The 26,549-nt window shown below is 67.8% G+C and carries 29 protein-coding genes; 17 read left to right on the top strand and 12 right to left on the bottom strand.

The window, feature by feature from the left end:
• Positions 1–9: 9 nt before the first annotated feature.
• The 4 genes from pyrC to ruvX are packed head-to-tail and all read right to left on the bottom strand — an operon-like array spanning position 10 to position 3,687.
• Positions 10–1,296 carry a dihydroorotase gene (pyrC, locus tag KB221_09165; GenBank protein ID WIY68272.1) on the bottom strand — a complete coding sequence of 429 codons (1,287 nt, stop codon included), beginning with the start codon at positions 1,294–1,296 and terminating at the stop codon, positions 10–12.
• Positions 1,293–2,276 (bottom strand): aspartate carbamoyltransferase catalytic subunit, encoded by a 984-nt coding sequence (locus tag KB221_09160; protein ID WIY68271.1) that lies wholly within the window; start codon positions 2,274–2,276, stop codon positions 1,293–1,295. Before KB221_09160 ends, pyrC begins: the two co-directional genes overlap by 4 nt.
• A 23-nt stretch (positions 2,277–2,299) precedes the next feature.
• The gene (locus KB221_09155; GenBank protein WIY68270.1) at positions 2,300–3,223 is read right to left on the bottom strand and encodes an AEC family transporter; all 924 of its coding nucleotides are present in this window, start codon (positions 3,221–3,223) and stop codon (positions 2,300–2,302) included.
• A complete protein-coding gene (ruvX, locus tag KB221_09150) occupies positions 3,220–3,687 on the bottom strand; it encodes a Holliday junction resolvase RuvX (GenBank protein WIY68269.1) in 468 nt (155 codons plus the stop codon). The genes KB221_09155 and ruvX overlap by 4 nt, the downstream gene beginning before the upstream one ends.
• A 72-nt stretch (positions 3,688–3,759) precedes the next feature.
• Between ruvX and KB221_09145 the strand changes: the two genes are divergently transcribed.
• The 6 genes from KB221_09145 (at position 3,760) to KB221_09120 (ending at position 8,661) form a co-directional block, all read left to right on the top strand.
• Entirely contained in the window at positions 3,760–4,275 is a 516-nt protein-coding gene (locus KB221_09145) for a hypothetical protein (protein ID WIY68268.1), read from the top strand.
• 80 nt (positions 4,276–4,355) lie between these two features.
• A complete protein-coding gene (gene gatC, locus KB221_09140) occupies positions 4,356–4,643 on the top strand; it encodes an Asp-tRNA(Asn)/Glu-tRNA(Gln) amidotransferase subunit GatC (GenBank protein WIY68267.1) in 288 nt (95 codons plus the stop codon).
• A 1-nt stretch (position 4,644) separates the two neighbouring features.
• Positions 4,645–6,123 carry an Asp-tRNA(Asn)/Glu-tRNA(Gln) amidotransferase subunit GatA gene (gatA, locus tag KB221_09135; GenBank protein WIY68266.1) on the top strand — a complete coding sequence of 493 codons (1,479 nt, stop codon included), beginning with the start codon at positions 4,645–4,647 and terminating at the stop codon, positions 6,121–6,123.
• Between the two features lie 80 nt (positions 6,124–6,203).
• The gene (locus KB221_09130) at positions 6,204–6,668 is read left to right on the top strand and encodes a hypothetical protein (GenBank protein ID WIY68265.1); all 465 of its coding nucleotides are present in this window, start codon (positions 6,204–6,206) and stop codon (positions 6,666–6,668) included.
• Positions 6,669–6,709: 41 nt separating this feature from the next.
• On the top strand, positions 6,710–8,209 hold the full coding sequence (gene gatB / locus KB221_09125; GenBank protein WIY68264.1) for an Asp-tRNA(Asn)/Glu-tRNA(Gln) amidotransferase subunit GatB: 1,500 nt from the start codon (positions 6,710–6,712) through the stop codon (positions 8,207–8,209).
• A gap of 122 nt (positions 8,210–8,331) precedes the next feature.
• A complete protein-coding gene (locus KB221_09120) occupies positions 8,332–8,661 on the top strand; it encodes an endonuclease domain-containing protein (protein WIY68263.1) in 330 nt (109 codons plus the stop codon).
• A gap of 33 nt (positions 8,662–8,694) precedes the next feature.
• Here KB221_09120 and KB221_09115 read toward each other — a convergent pair whose 3' ends face one another.
• Complete coding sequence (locus tag KB221_09115; protein WIY68262.1) at positions 8,695–9,378, bottom strand: chromosomal replication initiator DnaA; 684 nt, start codon at positions 9,376–9,378, stop codon at positions 8,695–8,697.
• Between the two features lie 388 nt (positions 9,379–9,766).
• Between KB221_09115 and aspS the strand changes: the two genes are divergently transcribed.
• The gene (aspS, locus tag KB221_09110) at positions 9,767–11,599 is read left to right on the top strand and encodes an aspartate--tRNA ligase (protein ID WIY68261.1); all 1,833 of its coding nucleotides are present in this window, start codon (positions 9,767–9,769) and stop codon (positions 11,597–11,599) included.
• Between the two features lie 6 nt (positions 11,600–11,605).
• Here the strand turns inward: aspS and KB221_09105 are convergent, their stop codons facing one another.
• The 3 genes from KB221_09105 to KB221_09095 all read right to left on the bottom strand — a co-directional run bounded on the left by KB221_09105 (position 11,606) and on the right by KB221_09095 (position 15,557).
• Complete coding sequence (locus KB221_09105) at positions 11,606–12,526, bottom strand: pentapeptide repeat-containing protein (protein WIY68260.1); 921 nt, start codon at positions 12,524–12,526, stop codon at positions 11,606–11,608.
• Between the two features lie 63 nt (positions 12,527–12,589).
• Positions 12,590–13,081: a pentapeptide repeat-containing protein gene (locus KB221_09100; protein WIY68259.1), complete on the bottom strand. Its 492-nt coding sequence runs from the start codon at positions 13,079–13,081 to the stop codon at positions 12,590–12,592.
• 64 nt (positions 13,082–13,145) lie between these two features.
• Complete coding sequence (locus KB221_09095) at positions 13,146–15,557, bottom strand: TSCPD domain-containing protein (GenBank protein ID WIY68258.1); 2,412 nt, start codon at positions 15,555–15,557, stop codon at positions 13,146–13,148.
• Positions 15,558–15,763: 206 nt separating this feature from the next.
• Here KB221_09095 and KB221_09090 point away from each other — a divergent pair, with 206 nt between their 5' ends.
• Both KB221_09090 and KB221_09085 read left to right on the top strand, forming a co-directional pair.
• Positions 15,764–16,156: an NADH:ubiquinone oxidoreductase subunit NDUFA12 gene (locus KB221_09090; protein ID WIY68257.1), complete on the top strand. Its 393-nt coding sequence runs from the start codon at positions 15,764–15,766 to the stop codon at positions 16,154–16,156.
• 17 nt (positions 16,157–16,173) lie between these two features.
• Positions 16,174–16,803, top strand: coding sequence for a DUF2155 domain-containing protein (locus KB221_09085; protein ID WIY68256.1), 630 nt, complete (start codon positions 16,174–16,176; stop codon positions 16,801–16,803).
• Here KB221_09085 and aat read toward each other — a convergent pair.
• The 4 genes from aat to aroQ all read right to left on the bottom strand — a co-directional run bounded on the left by aat (position 16,770) and on the right by aroQ (position 19,835).
• Positions 16,770–17,375 (bottom strand): leucyl/phenylalanyl-tRNA--protein transferase, encoded by a 606-nt coding sequence (aat, locus tag KB221_09080; GenBank protein ID WIY68255.1) that lies wholly within the window; start codon positions 17,373–17,375, stop codon positions 16,770–16,772. The genes KB221_09085 and aat overlap by 34 nt on opposite strands.
• An 86-nt stretch (positions 17,376–17,461) precedes the next feature.
• Positions 17,462–18,814: an acetyl-CoA carboxylase biotin carboxylase subunit gene (accC, locus tag KB221_09075; protein WIY68254.1), complete on the bottom strand. Its 1,353-nt coding sequence runs from the start codon at positions 18,812–18,814 to the stop codon at positions 17,462–17,464.
• A gap of 3 nt (positions 18,815–18,817) precedes the next feature.
• Positions 18,818–19,336 (bottom strand): acetyl-CoA carboxylase biotin carboxyl carrier protein, encoded by a 519-nt coding sequence (gene accB, locus KB221_09070; GenBank protein ID WIY68253.1) that lies wholly within the window; start codon positions 19,334–19,336, stop codon positions 18,818–18,820.
• A gap of 19 nt (positions 19,337–19,355) precedes the next feature.
• The gene (aroQ, locus tag KB221_09065; GenBank protein ID WIY68252.1) at positions 19,356–19,835 is read right to left on the bottom strand and encodes a type II 3-dehydroquinate dehydratase; all 480 of its coding nucleotides are present in this window, start codon (positions 19,833–19,835) and stop codon (positions 19,356–19,358) included.
• A gap of 99 nt (positions 19,836–19,934) precedes the next feature.
• Here aroQ and thiS point away from each other — a divergent pair, with 99 nt between their 5' ends.
• The 8 genes from thiS (at position 19,935) to yajC (ending at position 26,527) form a co-directional block, all read left to right on the top strand.
• Positions 19,935–20,132, top strand: a complete 198-nt coding sequence (gene thiS, locus KB221_09060) for a sulfur carrier protein ThiS (GenBank protein WIY68251.1) — start codon at positions 19,935–19,937, stop codon at positions 20,130–20,132.
• 9 nt (positions 20,133–20,141) lie between these two features.
• Positions 20,142–20,921 carry a thiazole synthase gene (locus KB221_09055; protein WIY68250.1) on the top strand — a complete coding sequence of 260 codons (780 nt, stop codon included), beginning with the start codon at positions 20,142–20,144 and terminating at the stop codon, positions 20,919–20,921.
• Positions 20,922–21,410: 489 nt separating this feature from the next.
• Positions 21,411–22,706 (top strand): serine--tRNA ligase, encoded by a 1,296-nt coding sequence (serS, locus tag KB221_09050; GenBank protein ID WIY68249.1) that lies wholly within the window; start codon positions 21,411–21,413, stop codon positions 22,704–22,706.
• 51 nt (positions 22,707–22,757) lie between these two features.
• Complete coding sequence (locus KB221_09045; GenBank protein ID WIY68248.1) at positions 22,758–23,150, top strand: hypothetical protein; 393 nt, start codon at positions 22,758–22,760, stop codon at positions 23,148–23,150.
• 219 nt (positions 23,151–23,369) lie between these two features.
• Positions 23,370–24,161 (top strand): 5'/3'-nucleotidase SurE, encoded by a 792-nt coding sequence (gene surE / locus KB221_09040; protein WIY68247.1) that lies wholly within the window; start codon positions 23,370–23,372, stop codon positions 24,159–24,161.
• Complete coding sequence (locus KB221_09035) at positions 24,158–24,802, top strand: protein-L-isoaspartate(D-aspartate) O-methyltransferase (protein ID WIY68246.1); 645 nt, start codon at positions 24,158–24,160, stop codon at positions 24,800–24,802. The genes surE and KB221_09035 overlap by 4 nt, the downstream gene beginning before the upstream one ends.
• 208 nt (positions 24,803–25,010) lie before the next feature.
• Positions 25,011–26,093 carry a peptidoglycan DD-metalloendopeptidase family protein gene (locus KB221_09030; protein WIY68245.1) on the top strand — a complete coding sequence of 361 codons (1,083 nt, stop codon included), beginning with the start codon at positions 25,011–25,013 and terminating at the stop codon, positions 26,091–26,093.
• A 128-nt stretch (positions 26,094–26,221) separates the two neighbouring features.
• A complete protein-coding gene (gene yajC / locus KB221_09025) occupies positions 26,222–26,527 on the top strand; it encodes a preprotein translocase subunit YajC (protein ID WIY70896.1) in 306 nt (101 codons plus the stop codon).
• The last annotated feature ends 22 nt before the right edge of the window (positions 26,528–26,549 follow it).

Genomic DNA, 26,549 nt, shown 5'->3' with positions numbered 1-26,549 from the left:
TCGTCCCTCTTAACGTGTGTCGTGGACGATGCGTCCGCCGACGACGGTGAGCAAGACCTTGCCCTGCAATCGTCGCCCGTCGAACGGCGAGTTCTTCGACTTGGACTTCAGGGCGTCGGCGTCGACCACCACCGGCGCGCCCGCATCGAACAGGATAAGGTCTGCCGGCGCTCCGGCCGCCAGCACGCCGGCGTCGAGCCCCAGGAGGGTCGCGGGACCCTGGGTCAGGGGCCGCAGGATGTCGAGCAGCTCCAGCCCGTCCTCATGGTGCAGGGTCAGGGCGGCGGGCAGCAGGGTCTCGAGCCCGACGGCACCCGGCGTTGCTTCCGCGAACGGGCGGCGCTTGTCCTCGGCAGGGGCGGGGGCATGGGCCGAGGTGATGGCGTCGATCAGGCCGTCGCGCACCGCCTCGATCAGCGCCTGCCGGTCGCTCTCGGGCCGCAACGGCGGATCGAGCCGGTAGAAGGTGCGGTAGTCGCCGATATCGATCTCGTTGAAGCACAGGTGGTTGATCGACACCGAGGCGGCGACCTCCAGCCCCTTCGCCCGCGCCCGGGCCAGGGTCTCCAGTGCACCCTCGGTCGAGATCTGGTCGACGAGGAAGCGCGCGCCCGTCTGTTCGACCAGCGCCAGGTCCCGCTCCAGCTGGATCCGCTCGGCGATGGCCGGGGCGGAGGAAAGGCCCAGCCGCGTCGCCAGTTCGCCCGAGGTCGCCACCGCGCCCTCGCTCAGCCAGGGCTCGGCCGGGCGGCAGGAGATCAGGGCGTTGAAGGCGGCGGCGTAGCTCATCACCCTTTGCAGGGTGCGGGTATTGGCGATGACCCGGTCCACATCGGTGAAATACAGGGCGCCGGCCTCATCCATCAGGCCGAGCTCGGCCATGTGGACGCCGTCGCGGGCTCTCGTCGCCGCGCCCGCCGCCCGGACATTGACCAGCCCGAGGGCCGCGCCGCGCCGCAGGATGAATTCGATCATCGCCGGGTCGTCGATGGCCGGGTCGGTGTCGGGCTGGATGACGATGGTGGTCACGCCGCCCGCCGCCGCCGACAGACTGGCCGACTTCAGCGTCTCCTTCGGCTCGGCACCGGGCTCGCCGGTCTTGACCCGGATGTCGATCAGGCCCGGCGACAGGCACAGGCCTCCGGCATCGATCACCGTCACGCCCGCCGGAGCGACCGCGCCGCCGCCGTGGATGACCTCGGTGATCCGCCCGTCCTCGACCAGCACCGCGCCGGGACCGTCATAGTCCGTGGCCGGGTCCAGCAGCCGCGCGTTCAGGATGGCGATGGCACTCATGCCGCGTCTCCATCCAGCCGTGCGGAGAGTGCCGCCAGCACCGCCATCCGCGCCGCCACCCCCATCTCGACCTGATCCTGGATCAGCGAGACGCTCAGATCGTCGGCCACGTCGGAATCGATCTCCACGCCGCGGTTCATCGGCCCCGGATGCATCACCTTCGCCCCGGCGTTCGCCCAGGACAGCTTCTCGCGGTCCAGACCCCAGAAGCGGAAATACTCGCGGGTCGAGGGGATCAGCGCCCCCTCCATCCGCTCCAGCTGCAGCCGCAGCATCATCACGACGTCGCAGCCTCTCAGGCCCTCGCGCATGTCGTGGAAGACCTCGCAGCCCCAGCGGTCGGCGTCGCCGGGCACCAGGGTCGGCGGCCCGATCAGCCGCACCCGCGCCCCCATCATTGACAGCATCGAGACATTGGACCGCGCCACCCGGCTGTGGGCGATGTCGCCGCAGATCGCGACCGTCAGTCCGCCCACGTCGCCGAAGGCCCGGCGCAGGCTCAGCAGATCCAGAAGCGCCTGGGTCGGATGCTCATGCCGCCCGTCGCCGGCGTTGACCACCGCGCAGCCGACCTTCTGCGACAGCAGGGCCGCGGCACCCGAGGCACCGTGGCGCACCACCAGCACATCGGGCTTCATCGCGTTCAGCGTCGCCGCCGTATCGATCAGGGTCTCGCCCTTGGCGGTGGACGAGGTGCGCGGGCTCAGCGCTGTCACATCCGCGCCCAGCCGCTTGGCCGCGATCTCGAACGATGCGCTGGTGCGGGTCGAGTTCTCGAAGAACAGGTTCATGACCGTGCGCCCGCGCATCAGGTCCAGCGACTTTGACGACTGGCGATTGAAGTCGACGAAGGCGTCGGCCAGATCCAGCAGCGGCGGGGTGGTCGCGGCGTTCAGATCGCCCGCGGACAGGAAATGGCTGCGCGGGAACGGCGCCAGCCGCTCGAGAATCAGATCGGTGAGGGCGGCAGGCTGGCTCATCGAGGCCCGCCTATAGGGTGCATCTAGGCCAGATGGAATAGCGCCAGCAGGATCGGGATGCTCAAGGCGCTTCCGACCGTCGTCAGCGCCACGATCCCGGCCATCAGCGGTGCATCCCCGCCCATCTGCCGCGCGAGGATATAGCTGGCCGCTGCGCCCGGTGCCGCGCCGCACAGCAGCGCCACGCCCTGCGCCAGCTCATCCCCGCCCAGCAGGACGCACATCCCCCACATCAGCGGCGGCATCAGCACCAGTTTGACGAAGCTGACGCTCATCACCGTCCATTTGCGCCGCGCCACCTCGGCGAAGCTCAGCCCCGCGCCGGCGACGATCAGGCCCAGCGGCAGCGCCGCCCCGCCCAGCAGCTCCAGCGTCTCCGAAATCCCGGTCAGCCGCGGCACACCCGCGAAATTCAGCGCCAGACCGATCAGGCAGGCCAGCAGGATCGGATTGGAGAACACCGCCTTCGCCAGCGCCAGTGGCCGCGTGCCTCTCTGGTCCGCCCCCCAACGCGCCAGGGCCACGACGCAGACGATATTGGTCACCGGAATGATCGCCGCGATCATCACCGCCGCCAGCGCCAACCCCTCGGCCCCGAAGGTCGACTGGATCACCGGCAGGAAGACGAAGCTGTTCCAGCGGATCACCCCCTGCAGCACGCTGGTGAAGGCCGGGCCGTCGATGGTCATCAGCGGCTTCGACAGCAGGGTGATGGCCGCCACGATCAGCACGGCGATCACCGCGCTGGCCCCCGCCGCCCCGGCGCTGCCGCCCGACAGATCGGCGTTCCAGATCGCCGGGATCAGAAAGCCCGGATACAGCAGATGGATCGACAGCTTCTCGATCGGCCGCCAGGTCGCATCGGGCAGGAAGTCTGATTTTCTCAAGCCGTAGCCGATGGCGATCAGCACGAAGACCGGGACGATGCCGAGGATCAGCCCTGTCATCCGATGCGCAACCGGTCCAGCGCGCCCTGCAATATCCAGGCGGCGGCGGTGCGGTCGATCACATTGGCGCGGCGCTTGCGGTTGAGGTCCAGCTCCTCGATCAGGAACCGCTCGACCGCGCTGGTCGACAGCCGCTCGTCCTGGAAGGCGCAGGGCACGGCGCGGATACGCTGCAGATTGCGGGCGAAGGCCCGGCACGACTGCGCCCGCGGTCCCTCGCTGCCATCCATGTTCAGCGGCAGGCCGATCACCAGCCCCGACGCCTTGCGCCCGTCCATCAGCTTCAGCACCGCATGGGCGTCGTCGGTGAATTTCGTCTTGCGGACCAGGGACAGCGGACTGGCGATCATCCGCGTCGTATCGCTGACCGCCACGCCGATGGTCTTTTCGCCCAGATCCAGCCCCAGCCACGGCGTGCCCGGCGGGGTGGAGGCGGCGAGGTCTTCGAGCGATAGAACTGTCACGGCTTGGCGGTAGGACTGGCGAGCCGCCCTGTCAAAGTGCAAGCTGCGCCGTTGCTGTTGGGAGAATCTCCGATGAAGCCCGTAACCTTCCTCGCCGCCCTGCTCGGACTGGCCGCCTGCGACGCCCAGGTCGAGAGCCGCAAGGCCGCCATTCCGGCTGAACAGACGGCACCCGCCGCCGCGCCCCTGACTGCCGCAGGCCCCGCCGCCACGGTCCAGCCGGACACGGAAGACGGCAACCAATGGGCCGCCGCCGTCGTCGAGCTGACCCCGCTGATGCGTCAGGGCGACCACACCATCAAACTGTTCGGCACGGCCGGCGGCGATCCGGCGATGAACGGCCTCTACACCCACGTCGCCTTCTTCGATTCTCCGGCCGAGGGCTGGCGCGTCTTCCGCATCGGTGACTTCCTCGACTACCGCGTCCTGTCCGAGGCGCCGGGGCGGGTCGATCTGGAGATCAGCGAGAGCGTGATGGACGAGGCCTCGGGCAATATCAGCAGCCGGACCCGGCGGATCATCGTCGGTTGGGCGGTCGCCACCGACGGCTCGGTCCCGGCCACGGTGACGGTCACGCCGGCGCAGTGACGCGGAGGGCGTCAGAATCCTTGTGAAACCGGGGCTGGAACGCTAATCCCGCCCGTTCTGGTTTCGCATTGGAGGGCCGCATGGCCATCGACGCCGCGACCGTGCGCCGCGTGGCGCACCTCGCCCGCATCAAGACCCCCGAGGACAGGCTCGAGCCGCTCGCGGCCGAGCTGAACGGCATCCTCGCCTGGATCGAACAGCTCAACGAGGTCGACGTCGACGGCGTCGAGCCCATGACCTCCAACGTGGCCCAGCCCATGCGCCTGCGCGACGACGTCGTCTCCGACGGCGACAAGGTTGCTGACGTGCTCGGCAACGCCCCGCGCTCGGCCGACGGCTTCTTCGTTGTGCCCAAGGTGGTCGAATAGAATGTCCGACCTGACCAAGTTCACGCTGAAAGCCGCCCTCGACGGCCTCAAGGCCCGCGACTTCTCGTCCGAGGAAATCACCAAGGCCTTCGTCGCCGGCATCGACGCCGCCAATCCGCGCCTGAACGCCTTCGTCGTCCAGACCACGGACAAGGCCCTCGCCATGGCCCGCGCCTCTGACGCGAAGCTGGCCAAGGGGGAGGGCGGTGCCCTCGAAGGCGCGCCGCTCGGGATCAAGGACCTGTTCTGCACCGACGGCGTCCAGACCACCGCCGGCTCCAACATGCTGCGCGGGTTCGTGCCGCCCTATGAGTCCACCGTCACCGCCAACCTGTGGCGCGACGGTGCGGTCATGCTGGGCAAGCTCAACATGGACGAGTTCGCCATGGGCTCGTCCAACGAGACCTCGGCGTTCGGCCCGGTCGTGAACCCATGGAAGTCAACGACTTCCAATGCTGATCTGACCCCGGGCGGCAGCTCGGGCGGCTCGGCCTCGGCCGTCGCCGGCGACCTCTGCCTCGCCGCCACCGCCTCCGACACCGGCGGCTCGATCCGCCAGCCCGCCGCCTTCACCGGCACGGTCGGGATCAAGCCCACCTATGGCCGCGCCAGCCGTTTCGGCATGGTCGCCTTCGCCAGTTCGCTCGATCAGGCCGGCCCGATCACCAAGACGGTCGAGGACGCCGCCATCCTGCTGCGCTCGATGTGCTCCTACGACCCGAAGGACGCCACCAGTCTCGACGTCGAGACGCCCGACTGGACCCGGTCCCTCGGCCAGTCGGTCAAGGGCCTGCGCATCGGCGTGCCCAAGGAATACGTCGTCGACGGCATGCCGGCCGAGATCCAGGCGCTGTGGGACCAGGGCATCGCATGGCTCAAGGCCGCCGGCTGCGAGATCGTGCCGATCAGCCTGCCGCACACCAAATACGCCCTGCCGGCCTATTACATCATCGCTCCCGCCGAGGCCTCGTCCAACCTGGCCCGCTACGACGGCATGCGCTTCGGCCACCGCGCCGAGGGCACGACCAGCCTGGCCGACCTCTATGAAACCAGCCGCGCCGAGGGCTTCGGCAAGGAGGTCCAGCGTCGCCTGACCATCGGCGCCTATGTGCTCTCGGCCGGCTTCTACGACGCCTATTATGTCCGCGCCCTCAAGGTCCGTCGCCGCATCGCCATGGATTTTGACGCCGTCTGGGACAAGGTCGACGCCATCGTGACGCCCTCTACGCCGTCAGCGGCATTTGCGATCGGCGACAGGCAGATCGACCCGCTGCAGATGTATCTGAACGACATCTTCACCGTCACCGCCAACCTCGCCGGCCTGCCGGGCATCTCCGTGCCCGCGGGCGTCGACAAGGGCGGCCTGCCGCTGGGCCTCCAGGTCATCGGCAAGGCGCTGGATGAGGCGACGGTCTTCCAGGTCGCCAGCGCGCTGGAAGATGCGGCGGGGTTTGTCGCGAAGCCTGAGAAGTGGTGGTGATAGACTCGACCTAAAGGGGTTAGTCGATAAAACTCTATGTTAAGGTGCGAACGGATTCTTCCGTCGGCTGGGAGTAAAGAATGAAACTGGGTCTTATGGCTCTTGTAGCCGCCTCGCTACTCTCCGCAGGAACTGCCAAGGCCGAGGTATATGCCGATGATCTCAAGCGCTGCATCGTAGCATCGACTTCACCTGAGGACCGACTGGCGTTTGTTCGCTGGCTCTTCGGGGCGATTGCCGATCATCCGGCAGTTTCCGATTTTTCGAATATTTCTGAAGCCCGTCGTCAAGAGAATACAATCGCGACCGCCCGGCTGATGGAGCGTCTCGTGCTTGAGGATTGCCGGCCACAAGCCATCCTCGCACTCCGGTATGAGGGGTTTACCGCCGTTGAGGAGGCGTTCAGCGCAGTAGGCGAGATCGCTATGGGTGATCTGATGGCTGACGAAAGCGTATCGTCTGAATTGGACAAGCTCGGCACCCAAACTGATGAAACTCGTTGGCAGGCCCTGGCTATTGAAGCTGGCGGCAGAGCGCTCCGCTAAAACAGGGTTGATCTAGGGGCCTCCGCCGTCGAAAAGCGAGAATGATCCAAGCTGACACGTCCAAACTCATCCAGGGCCGAACCGGCCCGTGGGAAATCGTCATGGGGCTGGAGATCCACGCCCAGGTAGCGTCGAAGGCCAAGCTGTTCTCGGGTGCCGCCGTCGGCTTCGGCGCGGGGCCGAACGAGCAGGTGTCGCTGGTCGACGCCGGCTTCCCCGGCATGTTGCCGACCCTGAACAAATACTGCGTCGAACAGGCCGTCCGCACCGGCCTTGGCCTCAATGCGCAGATCAACAAACGCAGCCAGTTCGACCGGAAGAACTATTTCTACCCCGACCTGCCGACCGGCTATCAGATCAGCCAGCTCTACTTCCCGATCGTCGGCGAGGGCGTCGTCGAGGTGGAGGCCGAGGACGGCTCCTTCTTCAACGTCGGCATCGAGCGCCTGCATCTGGAGCAGGACGCGGGCAAGCTGATCCACGACCTGTCGCCGACCGAGAGCTACGTCGACCTGAACCGCGCCGGCACGGCCCTGATGGAGATCGTGTCGCGTCCGGACATCCGTTCCCCTGAAGAAGCCGTGGCTTACGTCAAGAAGATCAGAACCATCCTGATCTATCTCGGCACCTGCGACGGCGACATGGAGAAGGGTAATCTGCGCGCCGACGTCAACGTCTCCGTCTGCCGCGAGGGCCAGTACGAGAAGTTCAAGGCGACCGGTGATTTCAGCCATCTGGGCACGCGCTGCGAGATCAAGAACGTCAACTCGTTCCGCTTCATCTCCCAGGCCATCAACTATGAGGCCCGGCGCCAGATCGAGATCCTCGAGGACGGCGGCAAGATCGATCAGGAGACCCGCCTCTACGACCCGACGGCCGGCGAGACCCGTTCGATGCGCTCCAAGGAAGAGGCGATGGACTATCGCTACTTCCCGGACCCCGACCTGCTGCCGCTGGAGCTGGAACAGGCCTGGATCGACGGCATCAAGGCGTCACTGCCCGAATTGCCGGACGCCAAGCGCCGCCGGCTGATGGCCGACTACGGCCTGTCGCAATACGACGCCGTGGTGCTGATCTCGGAACAGGCCAAGGCCGACTATTTCGAAGCGGCGGCAAAAGGCCGTGATGCGAAGCTGGTGTCCAACTGGGTGACGAACGAGCTGTCGGCCCGCCTCGCCGCCGACCATCTCGACTTCGACCAGAGCCCGGTCCCGGCCGCCCACGTCGCCCAGCTGGTCGAACTGATCGAGACCAATGTGATCTCGTCCAAGATCGCCAAGGAGGTCTTCGACTACGTCTGGAACGGCGAGGGCTCGCCCGCCGAGGTCGTCGAGAAACACGGCCTCAAACAGGTCACCGACACCGGCGCGATCGAACAGGCCATCGACGAGATCATCGTCGCCAACCCCGACAAGGCCGCCGGCGTCGCCGAGAAGCCCCAGTCGCTCGGCTGGTTCGTCGGTCAGGTCATGAAGGCCACCGGCGGCAAGGCCAATCCGGCCGCGGTCAACGACATCCTGAAGGCCAAGCTGGGGCTTTAGTTCGCTTCCTTCTCCCCTCAGGGGGAGAAGGTGGCCCGCGCAGCGGGTCGGATGAGGGGGATGTCAGGGCGATGCACCAGACAGAATCCAGAACGCGGCAAGCGCGTCGACTCCGGTCTGACATGACGGGCGCGGAAGCTCACCTCTGGAAAATGCTGCGGGGCCGAAATTTCGAGGGCCTGAAATTCCGCCGTCAGGTCCCGGTCGCGGGCGCGATCGCAGACTTCCTCTGTCCCGAGTTCAAGCTTGTGATCGAGCTGGACGGCGGCATCCACAGGCTTCGGGAGGTCGTGGATGCGGAGCGTGATTTGAAGCTGGCGGACGCCGGGTTCATCACCCTTCGGTTCGGGAACGAGGCTTTTCTGCGGAATCCGAACGAGTTGCTGGACGCGATTCGGCGGCACGTAGCGAGTGTCCGGTCACATCCCCCTCATCCGTCAGGCTCCGCCTGACACCTTCTCCCCCAAGGGGAGAAGGAATGAGTCTCACTCAAACAACTCCCCGCTCGCCTCCGCACCCTCCACGACCTCCCGCGCCAGCGCCCGGGTCACCGGCCTGTGCAGGGCGTCCAGCCGTTCGACCACATCCGCCGCGGCCGCTGCTGAACGGTCGATCCGTCTCAGCAGAAAGGGCACCACATCCTTTTGCGGCCGAATGCCGCGCTCGGCGAACCGGGCCTCCAGCATCGCCGACAGCACCGCATCGTCCGGGACCCCCATGGGAAACGTCCGGACCGCGTCCAGCCGCGAGCGCAGGTCGGGCAGGGCGGCCTCCCAGCTCGACGGCGCCGATCGCGCGATCAGCAGCAGGGCCCCGCCCGGTGCCTGGGCCAGGTTGATCAGGTGGAACAGGGTCTCGTCATCGACCTCCCGCGCCGGGTCCAGCAGCACCGGCCGGCCGTCCAGCTCCAGCGGATCGATCTGCGCCGCCTCCGAGCCATGAATGGCCACCGCCCCGACGCGCTCGGCCCAGATCTGCCCCAGCCGGCTCTTGCCGCAGCCGGCCGGCCCGCAGATTGCCATCGCGCCGCCGATCAGATTGGGCCAGTCCGCGAGGGCCTCGACCGCGGCCCGGTTGCAGTCGGACACGACAAAGCCCTCGGCCCCATCGGGCAGGTCGCGCTGCAGCGGCAGTCGCATCTGGTCGGCGGGCGAGGGACGGGGAGTCATTGAGCCCCTCATAGCAGACGCGGAACGGCACGGCGCGCACGCCCGTGGACAAGCTTACGCGCCTGTGGACGCGCGGGCTGTCTTCCCGCCCCCGATCTTCTGCGCCTTCCCGACCCTCGATCCGGCATTCCCGCCCCGAAAGTCGCGCCCCGGGCCGCCGGAATCCCGCCTGCGTCCGATCCTGACGCAGGGTTCCGCTAGCCTCGGCCCATCAACCGCGTAGGGAGGGGGCGAATGTATCGACAGGACAGCTTTTCGGGATTTTCGGACGGGTGGTGTCTTTTGACCCCTGTCAGGCCCGCAAACCTTGACTTTCCGGGGCGATGATGCGCCCTTCCGGCCTCCCGAATTGCGCCCCTTGCGGCCTGTAATCCAAGACGAACCGACCATGCACGCCTACCGCTCCCACACCTGCGGCGCCCTCCGTTTGACCGATGCAGGTTCGAATGTCCGCCTGTCCGGCTGGGTCCACCGCAAGCGCGACCACGGCGGCCTGCTGTTCATCGACCTGCGCGACCACTACGGCCTGACGCAGCTGGTCCTCCACCCCGAGACGCCGGGCTTCGAGGCCGTCGAACGCCTGCGCGCCGAGAGCGTCATCCGCGTGGACGGCGAGGTCGTGGCCCGCGAGGCCTCGGTCGTGAACGCCAACCTGCCCACCGGCGAGATCGAACTGAGCGTCACCGGCATCGAGGTTCTGTCGGAAGCCGCCGAACTGCCGCTGCCGGTCTTCGGCGAGCCCGAATACCCCGAGGAAATCCGCCTCAAGCACCGCTACCTCGATCTGCGCCGCGAGACCCTGCACAAGAACATCGTCCTGCGCTCGCGCGTGATCTCCTCGATCCGCCAGCGCATGGTCGGCCAAGGCTTCCTCGAGTACCAGACCCCGATCCTGACGGCTTCGTCGCCCGAAGGCGCGCGCGACTTCCTGGTCCCGTCGCGCCTGCATCCCGGCAAATTCTACGCCCTGCCGCAGGCCCCGCAGCAGTTCAAACAGCTGCTGATGGTCTCGGGCTTCGACCGCTATTTCCAGATCGCACCGTGCTTCCGCGACGAGGACCTGCGCGCCGACCGCTCGCTGGAGTTCTACCAGCTCGACGTCGAGATGAGCTTCGTCACCCAGGAAGACGTCTTCGCCGCCATCGAACCCGTCATGCATGGCGTGTTCGAGGAGTTCGCCGACGGCAAGCCCGTGTCGCCGATCGCCGGAACCCACACCTTCACCAACGACTTCGGCCAGACCATGGAGCACGCCGGCTTCGAGCGCCTGACCTACGCTCAGTCGATGAAGTGGTACGGCACCGACAAGCCGGACACCCGCAACCCGATCAAGATGCAGGACGTCTCCGTCCACTTCCGCGACGGCGGCTTCGGCCTGTTCAACAAGATCCTCGGCGCCGACGACAAGAACGCCGTCTGGGCGATCCCGGCGCCGACCGGCGGCAGCCGTGCCTTCTGCGACCGTATGAACTCCTGGGCCCAGGGCGAAGGCCAGCCCGGCCTCGGCTACATCTTCTGGTCCGACGACCAGCAGGCCTGGGGCGGCCCGATCGCCAAGAACCTCGGTCAGGAGCCAACCGAATCCCTGATGGCCACGCTGGGTCTGGGCAAGGGCGACGCCGCCTTCTTCGCCGCCGGCCTGCCGTCGGTCTTCGCCAAATTCGCCGGCCTGGCCCGCACCCGCGTGGCCACCGAGCTGAAGCTGATCGACGAGGACCAGTTCAAATTCTGCTGGATCGTCGACTTCCCGATGTTCGAATGGTCCGAGGAAGAGAAGAAGGTCGACTTCAGCCACAACCCGTTCTCGATGCCGCAGGGCGGGCTGGAGGCCCTGGAGACGCAGGACCCGCTCACCATCCGCGCCTACCAGTATGACATCGTCTGCAACGGCTATGAGCTGTGCTCGGGCGCGATCCGGAACCACAAGGCCGAGATCATGCTCAAGGCCTTCGAGATTGCCGGCTATGACGCCTCGGTCGTCGAGGACCAGTTCGGCGGCATGCTCAACGCCTTCCGCTACGGCGCGCCGCCGCACGGAGGCTTGGCCCCCGGTATCGACCGGATCGTCATGCTGCTGGCCAACCAGGTCGCCATCCGCGAGGTCATTGCCTTCCCGCTGAACCAGCAGGGCCAGGATCTGCTGATGAGCGCGCCGTCGGACGCGGCCGAGCGTCAGTACAAGGAGCTGCACATCCGTGCAGCGCTGCCGCTCAAGACCTGACGGAGATCAGTTGTCGGCGCTGGCCACGACCACGTTCCGCGAACGCGGCGGAACCGGGGGCGTGGGCGGAGCCGGCGGCCGGGGCGTCGCAACGCGGACGCTGCTGACACCACGGCAGACACGGGCGGTAAGATTGCCCGGCAGACGGGTGTTTGCGTCGCCACAGGCCCGTCCGACCTGCGCCTGGGTCAGACCGCGCGCGCCGGACAGGTCCGCACCTCGGATATCGGTGCGGTTCATTGAAGCGCCGTCGAAATCAGCCCCGCCGAACCGCCCGCCCGTCAGGCGAGCTCCATTGAGGGTGGCGTCGCTGAAGTCCGCCGAGCGGAAGTCGCCATTGGCCATGTTCGACATGGCGACCTCGGCATCGGAGAAGTCCGCCGAACGGGCGTTCACATTGGCCAGGGTGGTGGCGTTCAGCTCCGCCCCTTCGAGGTCCGCCCCCGTCAGGATCGCGCTGTTCATGTTCGCCCAGTTCAGCGCAGCGCCCGACAGATCGGCACCCGCCAGCCGCGCCCGCACCAGGGTAGCGCTCTGGACCTCAGCGCCCGTCAGGTCTGCGCCCGAAAAATTGGCCCCGGTGAAGTCCGCGCCCATCATCTCCGCGCCCGACAGGTCGGCGCGACTGAAATCGCTGCCGGAGAAGTTCGAGCCTACCAGCTCCGCGCCGCGCAGGCTGGTCCCGACCAGGGTGGCGTTGGTGAAGACCGCGCCGGCGAAGGCTGCGCCGGTCAGATCCCGGCCGGACAGTTCGCACCGGTTGCAGGTCCCGCCCAGCGACACCATCCGGGCCACGTCGCGATCCTGGTACTGCAGCTGGATTTCAGCGCTGGCCGATCCGGCCGCGGCGAGGGCCACCGTCGCGGCGCCCAGGGCGAGGCCGGCGGTCGAGAGGCGACGGAACAGGGGGAAAACGATCTGTTTCACGCCTCTTTCATGACTTCAAACATCGGCAAACCCTACTTAATTCGCCGTAAGGTCCGGGGCGGTTCAGCAGCGGGGAATGGACAGGTTGCCGGGCAGTTGGGTGGCCTCGTCGCCGCAGGCCTGGTTCAGGCGCACCTGTGTCAGGCCGGTCGCGCGCCGCATCGATGCGCCCGAGAAATTGGCCCCGGTCAGGGTCGCGCCCGCGAAGGCCGCGCCGTCCAGCCAGGCACCGACGAAGCTGGCGTTCGTCAGATTGGCCCCCGAGAAGTTCGAGCTGGAAAAGACGCCCCCATAAGCCTCGACATCGCGCAGGTCAGCGTTGGCGAAGCGGGTGCGGTTCATCACGCTCAGGCTGAGGTCGGCCTGCCGGAGCCTGGCTCCCGACAGATTGAGCCCGTTCGCCTCCAGTCCCGACAGTGCGGCCTGGAACAGGTTGCAGCCGGCGCAGCTTGCGCCCGCCCGCACGCGGGCGATCTGGCCGGCGTTCTGGGCGACCGCCGGCAGGGCGATGGCGACAAGGGCGGCGACGGCGGTTGCGGTCAGGATCGGCTTCATGGCGGGCTCCGGTCTCGGTGTCGGGCGAGGCTCGACGCGAAGCATCATGACGCCAATTCGTTGATCAACCCTGCATCGAGGGTGCCGCGCCGCAGGTGTCGCAAATCCAGCCCGCGCCGCGCTGCTGCAGCGAGAAATCGCCACAGGCCGGGCAGGCGACCGCCTCGGTGGCCGTGGCGGGTGCGATCGGCGCATCCCGCTTCTGGCCAAAGGGAAGGACGACCAGGTTGTCCGGGGCCGCGCCGCGGGCAAAGCCCTTGGAGATGAACCGGGCGGCCGGAACTGCCTCTGGCGCGTCGCCATCGCCTTCCAGCGTGCCCAGACCATTGCCGTTCAAGGGGTCCGTCCCGGCATTGGCCAGCTCATGGCGATCCAGATAGGACACGCCCAGTTCGCGGAAGATGTAGTCGAGGATGGAGGTCGCGGACTTGATCGAATCATTGCCCGTCACGGCTCCCGCCGGCTCGAACCGGGTGAAGATGAAGGCGTCCACGAACTCCTCAAGCGGCACGCCGTATTGCAGGCCGATCGAGATCGCGATGGCGAAATTGTTCATCAGCGAGCGGAAGGCGGCGCCTTCCTTGTGCATGTCGATGAAGATTTCGCCGAGCTCTCCGTCCTCGTATTCGCCGGTGTGGATGTAGACCTTGTGTCCGCCGACCGCGGCCTTCTGGATATAGCCCTTGCGCCTGTCGGGCAGCTTGCGGCGGGTGCGGTCGCGCTCGATTACCTTTTCCACGACCCGCTCGACGGCCTTTGCCTCGGGCTCCCAGCGATTTGTCCGGGGTGGCTGGGCCGGCTCGGGCTCGGGAAGCTCGAGCAGCGGACCTGCGGGTGGCACCGCCCGCATCAACCGGACCGCGCGTCGGCCATCCCTGGCACGATCGGCCAGCAGGCGAGCCGCCTGCGCCGGAGTGGTGCGCCAGTCGATCAGGGACGGGGCAATGTCCGGAATCGCGCTGACGGTGTCCAGATCGATACGAAGCCCGCCCTCAAAGGCGGACGGATCGGAAACGGCCGGTTCAAGGTCCGCCGGAACGCCGGCCCAGGCCGAGAGGTCGCCATGGCCGAAGACCCATGCTTCGGCGAGCGCGACATCCTCCGCTGAGAAACCGAGCTGCGGGAGCAGATTGTCCACGGAGCCGTCGAAGCCCAGCACGTCGCGGAGGAATCCGGCATCCAGCACCGGGGCCCGGAAGGCGTCGTTGAGGGTGTCGACCGAGGTCAGCGCGTGCTCCAGTGCCTCAAGTTCAACATCCGTGAAGCCTTTTGTGCGCAGGGCTGAGTGGTCGAGGCTAGGGGCGTCAACGAGGGAGCGCCATCCGAACAGGTGGCGTTCAGCAGAGTCGATGTCACCACCGTTTCGCGCGATCGCGGCCGCGAAGGCGGGGCGCAGGCGCCGCGCCGTTGCGCCATCCGCGGTCTGCCAAATGTCCACGGCCGCGAGCGGCGAAAGGCCGAGTCGAAGGTGGGCCTCCCGATCATCGGCGAAAAATGCCACCGGGGCCTTGCCTGCCGCCCTCCGCACCAGGTCCGCCAAGCGGGCCGCCGTCGTGGGATCGGCCGAGCCGGCGCTGCCGACCACGAGGTCGGCCAGGCCACCCAGACCGAAGGCCACGACCGTCGCACCATCTTTCGTAAGGGCCGCAGTCCAGAGGCGCACGAGCTCGCGCAGGGCGGGCTCAAACTCAGGGCCGGCGACCTGCATCAGGGCCGGCAGCGACAGGAGGACTGCGGGAGCGCGCGTCGCTTCTGAAATGGCCTCGGCGGTGTCGGGATCGAAGGTGAGGAGCAGATCGCCATCAAGGGCGGCCTCGGCAGCTGCCAGGGCTTCAGGCGCGCCGGATGCGATCATGGCCCGGTCGGCAAGCGCGATCCGGGGCGGAGGCGATGGCACGGGGATGGGAGCGACCTGGAACCGTTCGCCCTGGATCGCACGGACGATGTCGGCGTCGGCGGCACCGGCCTTCCGGGCTGCGAGTGCTGCACGCGCAAGGGCGGGATTTCGCTGCGGGTCGGCGCAATCGCCGCGCGGCCCCTCACAGCGCGAGACCGCGTCGACAACGCGCTCCAGCGCCGCCGCGACCGCTTCCACTGCGCCGGCCGCGAGTCGCTCGCCCCGCCTCAGGGCCGCTTCCGCTTGCAGGCGGCGGGCTGCGTCGGGCTCGGACAGATTGATCAGTCCAACGGCGTGGTCCGATGAACGGGCAGGGGAGACGAGCCCGAGCATCAGGGTCGCCGCAAGAGCCTCTGCCTTGCCGGGAGCCAGGCGGCTGCTCCAGGCGGCGGCGATTTCCGCGAGGGCATCCTCGCCGGTCGTCACGATCTCGTCTGTCTCGGCCCAGTCCAGCCATGCCTCGACCTGGACGTCGGTCCAGCCCTCGGGCGCGCGGAGAGCGACAACCCGATCCGCACGTTCAATCTCGCGCAGAGGGCGGTGCATTGCGGCGGCGAGGGTGGCGAAGGGAAATCGCATGGGCGGACTCGGCGTGGCCTTTCGGCCAGACTAGCGGCGGGGCAGACCTCTCGGCAATAAATCTGGCGTGTCGCGGGGCTGTTACCCCCAAGATGTTGAGGGTTCAGAGCTCTGCGCGGTGCTGGACGGAAGGCCCGGCGCTTTCTATGATGCAGTCTGCGTCGCCGGCCCCCGCCGGGTGACCGAGCGTGAGTGGATTTCCCGACGTGCTAGGCAGAATCTTCGGCTGGACCAGCGGCGCCACCATCGGCACCTTCTTCACCATCGCCAAGCGTGGCGAGCACGTGGGGACCGATGAGTTCGGCAACCGCTACTACCTGTCGCGCGACAGCTCGAGCTACGATGGCCGCCGTCGTCGCTGGGTGACCTACAACGGCTATGCCGACGCCTCGAAGGTGCCGCCCGACTGGCACGGCTGGCTGCACTACACCTTTGACGAGCTGCCGACCGATCAACCTCTGCCGCGCCGGGCTTGGGAAGAGGATCATCTACCCAATCTGACCGGTACGCCGATGGCCTGGAAGCCCAAGGGGTCGCTCGCCTCGGACGGCGTGCGTCCGCCCGCGACCGGCGACTACGAAGCCTGGCGTCCGGAATGACGCCGCGGGGGGCAATCATGGTCGCGGTGACCGCTGCGGCGCTGCTGGCGTCGGGCGCGGTTCTTGCCTCGGCGATCAATGACCTGCCCCAGGACGCGGTGCCGATCCAGGATCCGACGGCCGCGCTGAACCGCCAGACCGCGCCCCAGACTCCGCCGGTGGAGCCGGCACCGGAAGCCGCGCCGGCGCCGGCGTCTCCGATCGCCGTCACGCCCATCACTCCGCCCATCGTGATCTCCGAAGAGGCCGAGAAGGCCGGCGAGGAAGAGAAAGCGGACGAGGCCCAGACCCAGCGTGTCGAGGCACCGGCTGCGCCGTCGCGTCGCCAGCGCCGGCGGGTGGCCATCGTCGAAGCCGTCGACAAGATCACGGCGGAAACGATGCGGTTCGAGGTCGAGGTCGGGGGGCGGCCGGTCCGGTTCCAGCGGACGCTGATCTTCACCGCCCGGGCCTGTGAGGTCTCGGCACCCGATGAGCAGGTGTCCGACGCCGTCGCCTATCTGGAAGTCAGCCTCCAGCCGCGGGGTGTCATCCAGGTCAGCGAGCCGAGGCAGATCTTCCGGGGCTGGATGTTCGCCTCATCGCCCGCCGTCAGCGGCCTGCAGCATCCGATCTATGACGCCTGGATCGTGGGCTGCAAGGCGTAGAAGAGCGCCTCTGATCCCGTCATCGGATCGAACAGCGACCGGGTATTGGGTCGCAGCGGACGGGCCGTCCGCAGCAGTTTGAGATAGGCCGCCTGCGGGGTTTCGACCGCGCCGAACTGGCTGAGGTGGCTGGTCAGGAACTGGGTGTCGAGCAGACGCCAGCCGCCGCGCTTCAGCCGGGCCACCAGATGCACCAGGGCGATCTTCGAGGCGTCCCGTTCGCGGCTGAACATGCTTTCGCCGAAGAAGGCCCCGCCGAGCGTAACGCCGTACAGGCCGCCGACCAGGGTCTCGTCGCGCCAGCACTCGATGCTGTGGGCCTGACCGCGGGCGTTCAGTTCCATGTAGAGGCGGCGGATCGGGGCGTTGATCCAGCTGTCCTCGCGGCCGGGGCCTGAGGCGGCGCAGGCGTCGAGGACGGCGTCGAAGGCCGTGTCGACGCGGACCGAGACGGCGTCAGCGCGGATCGTGCGCTTCAGCCGGGTCGGGACGTGAAACCGGTCCAGCGGGAGGATGCCCCGCTGCTCCGGCTCGACGAGGAAGATCCGCGGATCGTCGCGGGCCTCGCCCATGGGGAAGACGCCGGTGGCGTAGCAGTTCAGCAGTTCGTCGGGGCCGAAGCCGCCGAAGGGCCCGCCGGCGCTGAAGCCGGGATCGCTCAGGCTTCGCCCTTCTGGCGTTTGGCCCAGTTTTCCAGCCAGTGGATGTCGTAGTCGCCGGACAGGATGTCGGGCTCCTGCAGCAGCTTCTGGAACAGGGGAATGGTGGTGTCGATGCCGCCGACGACCATCTCGTTCAGGCTGCGCTTGAGGCGCGCGATGCACTCCTCGCGGTCGCGGCCGTGGACGATGAGCTTGCCGATCAGGCTGTCGTAATAGGGCGGGATCGAATAGCCGGCGTAGATGGCGCTATCCAGCCGGACGCCCAGACCGCCCGGGGCGTGGAAGTCGGTGATGGTGCCGGGCGAGGGGGTGAAGGTCTCGGCGTTTTCGGCGTTGATCCGGCATTCGATGGCGTGGCCGGTGAAGCTGACATCCGACTGTTTGAACGACAGCGGCAGGCCGGCGGCGATGCGGATCTGCTCGCGGACCAGATCGACGCCCGTGATCATTTCCGTAACCGGATGCTCGACTTGCAGGCGGGTGTTCATCTCGATGAAGAAGAACTCGCCGTCTTCCCAGAGGAATTCGATGGTGCCGACGCCGAGGTAGCCGATGGCGGCGATGGCCTTGTTGACTGTCTCGCCGATGGCGACGCGTTCGGCCGCCGACAGGGCCGGCGAGGGGGCCTCTTCCAGCACCTTCTGGTGGCGGCGCTGGAGGGAGCAGTCGCGCTCGCCGAGGTGGACGACATTGCCGTGGCTGTCGGCGATGACCTGAAGCTCGATGTGGCGCGGCTTCTGGAGGTAGCGCTCCATATAGACGGCGCCGTTGCCGAAGGCGGCGGTGGCCTCCGACTGGGCGGTCTGGACGGCCTCGACCAGGTCTTCGGCGGTCAGGGCGACCTTCATGCCGCGTCCGCCGCCGCCGGCGGCGGCCTTGACGATCAGGGGGAAGCCGATGGTCTTCGAGGCCGCGATGGCGTCCTCGATGGTCTCGACCTCGCCGGCCGACCCGGGCACGCAGGGGATACCGGCTTCAAGGACGGTCTGTTTGGCGGTGATCTTGTCGCCCATGACCCGGATGTGTTCGGGCTTGGGCCCGATGAAGGTCATGCCGTGGGCCTCGACGATCTCGGCGAAGCGCGCGTTTTCGGACAGGAAGCCGTAGCCCGGGTGGATGGCCTGGGCGCCGGTGATCTCGGCGGCGGCGATGATCGACGGGATGTTGAGGTAGCTCTTGGCGGCGGGCGCCGGGCCGATGCAGACGCTTTCGTCGGCCAGCCGCACCCACATGGCGCCGCGGTCCGCCTCGGAGTGCACGGCGACGGTGGAGATGCCCATCTCCTTGCAGGCGCGGTGAATCCGCAGGGCGATTTCGCCGCGGTTGGCGATGAGGACCTTGGTGAACATGGCTTACGCCTCGAGCAGGACGAGGGGCTCGCCGAACTCGACCGGCTGGGCGTCGCCGACCAGCACCTCGACCACGACGCCGTCGCGGGGGGCCTGGATCGGGTTCATCGTCTTCATGGCCTCGACGATCAGCAGGGTCTGGCCCTTCTTGACCTTGTCACCCGGCTGGCAGAACGGCGGCGCTTCCGGCGAGGCCTGGAGGTAGACGGTGCCGACCATGGGCGACTTCACCTCTTCGCCCTTTTTGGAGACGATGGTGGCGGGGTCCGACGGCATGGCGGCCGGGGCGGCGGCGGCCGGAGCCGCGGCGGGCGCATGGGCAGCGGGGGCCGGGGCGGCGGCGTATTGCATGACCGGCGCGGCCACGAGTTCGCGGGCAACGCGGATGCGAAGCTCTCCACGCTCAACCTCGATCTCCGTGAGGGAGGTGTCGTTCAGGATGTCGGCCAGCGACCGCACCAGGGCGGTGTCGATCTCGGCTTCGTTCTTGAGCTTGGGAGCGGGCGTTTTGGAATCGGCCATGGGAGCCTCTTGTTACCTTCTAAACCGAACGATCGGCGGCGGCGCGCTGTTCCTGCGCCAGCCGCAGAGCGGCCCTGACGGCCAGTTCGTAGCTGAATGAGCCGAAGCCCGAAACCACGCCGGCGGCGACCGGCGAGACATAGGAGCGGTGCCGGAAGCGCTCGCGCGCTGCCGGATTGGACAGATGACATTCGACGATCGGGATCGTCAGGGTCCTGAGCGCGTCCAGCAGGGCCACCGAGGTGTGGGTGTAGCCGGCGGCGTTGATGACGAGCGCCGAGGCCTTCTCGCGGGCCTCCTGGACCTGGTCGATCAGTTCGCCCTCGTGGTTGGTCTGGCGGAAGACCACCGAGGCGCCCGGAACGGCATGGGCGGCAGTCTTTTCGCACAGGGCCTGGACGTCGGCGAGGGTCTCATGTCCGTAGATGTCGGGCTCGCGCACCCCAAGCAGGTTGAGGTTCGGGCCGTTCAGGACGTAGAGGACGGGGGTCTCGGGCATTGCGCTCGCGATTGTGGCGATCCGACCGGAATCGGACGGGCCTTTTAGCTGAGGCGTGGCGGTTATCAAACCACGCGCGTGAAAGAGTGACGTAAGGGCATGCGCATCCAGGTCAACGGGGAACATCGCGAGGTTGAAGCCGCGACCATTCTTGCCCTCGTGGAGGAACTTGGGCTGGACGTGCGCAAGGTGGCGGTGGAGCGCAATCTGGAGATTGTGCCGCGGTCCCTGCATGCGACGACCACGCTGGCGGACGGGGATCGGGTGGAACTGGTGCAGTTCGTCGGCGGGGGCTAAACCCCGGCCATGACCTCTCCCAAAGACACCTGGACCGTGGCCGGACGGACCTTCTCCAGCCGGCTGATCGTCGGCACCGGCAAGTACAAGACCTATCAGGAGAACGCCGACGCGGCCGAGGCGGCGGGGGCGGAGATCGTCACCGTGGCGGTGCGGCGGGTGAATCTGACCGACCCCAACCAGCCGATGCTGGTCGACTATGTGAAGCCGGACCGGTTCACCTTCCTGCCCAATACCGCCGGCTGTTTCACCGGCGAGGACGCGGTGAGGACGCTACGGCTGGCGCGCGAGGCGGGCGGCTGGGATCTGGTCAAGCTGGAGGTGCTGTCGGACACGGCGCACCTGTATCCGGACATGGTCGAGACGCTGCGCGCGCTGGAGCTGCTGATCAAGGACGGCTTCCAGGTGATGGTCTATTGCACCGACGATGTGGTGATGTGCCGGCGGCTGGAAGAGGCGGGGGCTGCGGCGATCATGCCGGCGGCGGCGCCGATCGGCTCGGGTCTGGGCATCCAGAACCCGGTCAATATCCGGCTGATCATCGAACAGGCCAGGGTGCCGGTGCTGGTCGATGCGGGGGTAGGCACGCCCTCCGACGCGGTGCTGGCCATGGAGCTGGGCTGCGACGCGGTGCTGATGAACACGGCGATCGCGGGGGCGAAGGATCCGATCCTGATGGCTTCGGCGATGAAGCATGCCGTGATCGCGGGGCGTCAGGGCTATCTGGCCGGACGGATGCCGCGGCGGATGTATGCGAGTGCGAGCTCGCCGATGGCCGGGCTGATCTGAGAGTCTTCAGTCGACCCCGAAATTGTGGTCGGAATCGATTGAAGTCCGCACTTCGTTGCATGGCGGCGCTGCGTCCTGGAGCGGACAGAGCGGTGGATCAAGGCTGTCAAAGACCGGCCCCGTGGGGGTTTGGGCAGTAAGGCATATGGCTGCGTCAGGTTTGGACGCAGGGCGGAATCGGCCCGGCGGGCAGGGGCGAGAAGACACTGTTGGGGGTCGAAAGGGGTGAGAAGACACGGCAAGGGAAGGGAGCCCTGCCGCTGCCGTCATTCCGGGCGAGCGCTGCGAGACCCGGAACCCAGCGGCGCGCGTGAGCGCGAAGCTGTCGGGAGCGCGGTGTTTCGCCGCCGTCGCGGCGCCGCTGGGTTCCGGGTCTGCGAGCCGCTGCGCGCCTCTCCGCCCGGAATGACGATAGCGGGGGGCGAGAGGTTGGCGGAATCCCTTGCCGGGGCTAGAGCATCGCTTCCTTCCCATACAGACTGAACGACCATGCACGACATCCGCGCCATTCGAGACAATCCCGCCGCCTTCGTGAGCGGCTGGTCGTCGCGCGGGGTGGCGGACGCCCAGGCGCTGGTCGATGAGATCCTGACTCTGGATACCGCGCTGCGGGCGGCGCAGACGGCGGGGCAGACGGCGCTGGCGAAGCGCAACGAGAGCTCCAAGCTCATTGGCGCGGCGATGGGCAAGAAGGACCTCGCCGAGGCCGACCGGTTAAAGGGCGAGGTCGAGAGCCTGAAGGGCGAGATCGCGGCGGCCGAGGCCGAGGAGGCGCGTGCCGGAAACGCCTTGCGCGATATTCTGGCCGCCCAGAAAAACCTTGCCGCGGACGACGTGCCGGACGGCGACGATGAACATGGCAACGTCGAGGTTTCGCGCTGGGGGACACCCCGTGAAGGCGGGCCTGCGAAGGATCATGCCGATCTGGGCGAAGCGCTCGGTCTGCTGGATTTCGAGGCGGCGGCGCGCATGTCGGGCGCGCGGTTTGCGGTGCTGAAGGGTGGACTGGCCCGGCTTGAACGGGCCATCGGACAGTTCATGCTGGACGTGCAGACGAACGAGCACGGCTATCAGGAGGTCAATCCGCCTCTGCTGGTGAATGACGCGGCGGCCTATGGCACCGACAAGCTGCCGAAGTTTGCGGATGACCTGTTCCGGACCACGGACGGTCGCTGGTTGATTCCGACGGCGGAGGTGTCGCTGACGGCGACTGTGATGGGCCAGCAGCTCGTGGAGGCTGACCTGGAGACGCCGATGCGGCTGGCGGCATTGACGCCCTGTTTCCGTGCCGAGGCGGGGTCGGCTGGCCGCGATACGCGCGGCCTGATCCGCCAGCACCAGTTCTACAAGGTGGAAATGGTCTCCATCACGCGTCCGGAGGACAGCGAGACCGAGCACGAGCGGATGACGGGATGCGCCGAGGCCATTCTCAGAAAGCTGGGCCTGGCCCATCGCCGGATGTTGTTGTGCAAGGGCGACATGGGCTTCGGCGCGAAGAAGACCTTCGACCTCGAGGTCTGGCTGCCGTCGCAGGGGACCTATCGGGAGATCAGCTCCTGCTCCAACTGCGGGGATTTCCAGGCCCGGCGGATGGATGCGCGGTTCAAGCGGGCCGGGGAGAAGAAGACCGAGTTCGTGCACACGCTGAACGGCTCGGGCCTGGCCGTCGGTCGCACGCTTGTCGCGATCATGGAGAACTATCAGCAGGACGATGGATCCATCCGGGTTCCCGATGCGCTCGTACCTTATATGGGCGGCGTGACCCAGGTGGGCGGACAACGATAACCCCGCTCAATCCGGAGCGAACCGGTGCGAGCGGTCTGTAGAGGACTTGAGATGCGTACTGTTCTGATCCTGGCCGGATCCCTGGCCCTGACCGCCTGCGCCACGGGCGACGCGGCCACCGCCTCGCCGCCCGCCGGCTTCGACGCCTCGGCCAGCGCGTTCACCGGCTGGGTGCGGGTGACCGGTGAGGAATTCGAGCTGTTCTCCGAGCAGCGCGACCTGAACAATCCAGCTTCGCGCGCCTGTGTCTCGGGTGCGCTGCCGCGGAACCTGCAACGGGCGTCCGGCGACATTTCCGGCTCGCAGGTACGGTTCAGCGGCCGGACCCTGGCCTGGTCCGACCGCGGTCAGGCCCAGACCCACGACTGGCAGGGCTCGAACATCACCAACGACTGCCGCAAGGATGTGGTGATCCTGGCTGACCGGGTGGAAGTGCTGCGGTAGCTTCGAACCCCCTGTCATCCCGGCCGAAGTGAGGCGGAGAGCCGGGGCGCGGTGCCGGCCTTTTTCATCGCCGCGGAGAGCGCAGCTCGTCCGGGGCCAGGGTTGAACCGACCCTGGCCCCGGTTCAGCGCTTTCGCGCTGTCCGGGATGACAAGGGATCGCTCCGGAGGCCACGATTTTTCGAGTGCGCGGCGACGGCCCAGGCATTAGTCAGACCCCATGCGAATCCTCCTGACCAATGACGACGGCATCGAGGCCGAGGGGCTGGAGTGCCTCGAGCGGATCGCCCGCACCCTTTCGGACGACGTCTGGGTCTGCGCGCCGCAGACCGAGCAGTCGGGCAAGGGGCGGGGCATCACCCTGACCGAGCCGCTGCGGGTCAACCGGATTTCGGAGAAGCGGTTCGCCGTGACCGGGACGCCGACCGACTGTGTGGTGCTGGCGGTCAATGACCTGATGCCCGAGCGGCCCGATCTGGTGCTGTCCGGCGTCAATCGCGGGCACAATGTCGGCGAGGACTGTTCCTATTCGGGGACGGTGGCGGGGGCGTTGCAGGGGATGGCGTTCGGCATCCGCTCGATCGCCCTGAGCCAGTCGCTGGAGCGGTTCCATGACGAGGTGCGGGCGCACTGGGAGACGGCGGAGGCCTTCGCCCCCGCGATCATCTCGCGCCTGCTGGCCCAGCCCTGGCAGGCCGGGGTGGTGATGAACCTGAACTTCCCGGCCCGCGCACCGGAGGCTGTGACGGAGATCGAGGTGACGCGGCAGGGCTTCCGCGACATAGGCGAGATGCATGCGGTGAAGCGCACCGACCTGCGCGGCCGCGACTATTACTGGATGAGCTTCCGCGGGACCAAGCACGACCATCCGCCGGGCACCGACCTGCGGGCGATGGACGACGGCAAGATCTCGGTCACGCCGCTGCACATCGACCTGACCCATGCGCCGAGCCTCCACGACCTGAAGGGCGTGCTGGGCGGGGCGCCGCCGAAGACGGTCGTGGCCGTATGAAGCTGAATGACGACCGCGCCGGACGGCTGATCCTCGGGCTGCGTCAGCAGGGGGTGATGGACGCGCGCGTGCTGGCGGCGATGGAGTCGATCGACCGCGCCGTCTTCGTGCACGAGAAATTCCTCGACCAGGCGTGGGAAGACCAGGCTCTGCCGATCGACTGCGCCCAGACGATTTCCCAGCCCTATATCGTCGGCCTGATGACCCAGGCGCTGGATGTGCAGCCGCGTCACCGGGTGCTGGAGATCGGCACGGGCAGCGGCTACCAGGCCGCGGTGCTGAGCCGGCTGGCGCGCTACGTCTATTCGATCGAACGGTACCGCAGCCTGCTGAACGAGGCCGAGGGCCGGCTGAAGGATCTGAAGATCGACAATGTGATCACGCGCCACGGCGACGGCGGCCTGGGCTGGCCCGAGCAGGCCCCGTTCGACCGGATCATGGTCACGGCGGCCTCGCCGGGCGAGCCGACCGAACTGCTGCATCAGCTGAAGCCGGGCGGGATTCTGGTCTGTCCGGTGGGCCGTTCGTCTGTGCAGCGGCTGCACCGCTATGTCGGCCAACCGGACGGCAGCTTCCAGCGCGAAAGCCTGGCCGAGGTACGGTTCGTGCCGCTGGTCGAGGGGACGGCCAAGGAGGGGTGAGGGCTTGGGGCTTAGGGCTTAGGCAGCAGGCAGATGGTGCCCCGTGGGGTATGTTGCACGGTGCCGGTCCTCCAAGCCCCAGGCCCTAGGCCCTAAGCCCTATTCCCTCGCCATTAACCTTCGCGCCCAACTTTCGCGCCCTTTGACAGGTTGGCTTGGGGCGACGGTCGGGGCACATCTGGCCGACGACCGGGCGGTGGGAGACGGCATGACGATTCGATTCGCGATCAGGGCCCTGGCGGTGCTGGGCACGGTGACGACGCTGGCGGCCTGCGCCAGTTATCCGGACGCGCCGCGCTATGCGATCCACGCCGCCGATGCCCCGCCGCCGTCGCGGGAGCCGGCCTATCCGACCCGACCGGCACCGAGCGGTGAAGGCGTGCGCGGTCCGACCGACCCCGCCCGCGAGGCTCCGCCGCCCATTACGGCCCCCGTGGCCGAGATCGAGGGTGGTGCGCTCGGGTCACCGGTCAACACCGGGCCCCGTCCTTCGCCCGCTGCGGCCCCGGCGGCCGGGCCCGCGTCCGACGGCTTCGCGACGCCGCCGCCGCCCGCGCGCTCCGGTGGCGCGCTCGCGGCAGGCGCCGCCTATGAGATCCAGCCCGGCGACACGATCTCGGGCATCGGCCGGCGCTTCCAGACGCCGGTGCAGACCTTGATCGACCTGAACAGTCTGGGCCCGCGCGCGGCGATCAGCCCCGGCCAGAGGATCATCCTGCCGTCGACCGCGGTCGATATCGGGGGCGATCCCTACGCCACGGGGCCGTCGCCGAGCGGGGTCTATGTGCCGGACGAGGGAACGCCGCCCCCGCCGCCGCCACCGCCGCCGTCGGGCAATGCCACCAGTCCTCCGCCGCCGCGCGCGCCGGTGGAGGCTGCCGTGCCGCCTCCGGCCGCTTCAACGACGGCGCTGGACTGGCCGGTCCGAGGCGACATCCTGCGGCGGTTCGGTCCGGTCGGGCTGGGCGAGCGGAACAACGGCGTCAACATCGGCGCGGCGGCAGGGTCCGAGGTCCGGGCCGCGGCGGCAGGGCGGGTCGGCTATGTCGGCGATGACCTGGCGGGGCAGGGGCTGACGGTGCTGATCGTGCACCGCGACGGCTGGCGCTCGGTCTATGGCCATCTGGGCACGGCGACGGTCAGGGACGGCGACGATATCCGCGCGGGCCAGCAGATCGGTACGGTCGGCAACACCGCCGGCGACGGTCGGCCCTCGATCCATTTCGAGACCTGGCGGATGCGCGGGGACCAGCCGGTGGCCGTCGACCCGCTGACCGTGTTGCCGCGATAGCGCAAAGCGACGCGGGGATCACACGTCGCGTTGCAATGTGTGACGGCGCACCCTAGTTTCCGCGCCTCATTTTCAAGGGCCGCGTTGAGCGGCTCCAGACGTTTTCGGAGACTATCGTGGCGGAACTTATGGCGGGGCCGTTCGGCACCCTGATCTTCTTCGTCCCCGTGATCATCCTGTTCTACTTCATGCTGATCCGTCCGCAGCAGAAGGCGATGAAGGCCCATCAGGCGCTGGTTGCCGGTCTGAAGCGCGGCGACACGGTGGTTCTGTCCAACGGCATGATCGGCAAGGTCACCCGCGTCGAGGCCGACCAGGCCATGGTCGAGATCGCCCAGGGAGTGAACGTCGCGGTGGTCAAGCAGATGATCACCCAGGTGCGCGACCGCACCGCGGTGGCTGCCAACGACACCAAGACAATCGCCAAGTCCTGATACCGTCCTGAAAGGTCCGGGG

It is taken from the genome of Aquidulcibacter paucihalophilus, from assembly GCA_030285985.1.
In the GTDB taxonomy this organism is placed as follows: domain Bacteria; phylum Pseudomonadota; class Alphaproteobacteria; order Caulobacterales; family Caulobacteraceae; genus Brevundimonas.
Note: the sequence above shows the minus strand (reverse complement) of the source record. Positions and strands in the feature narration are given on the sequence as shown.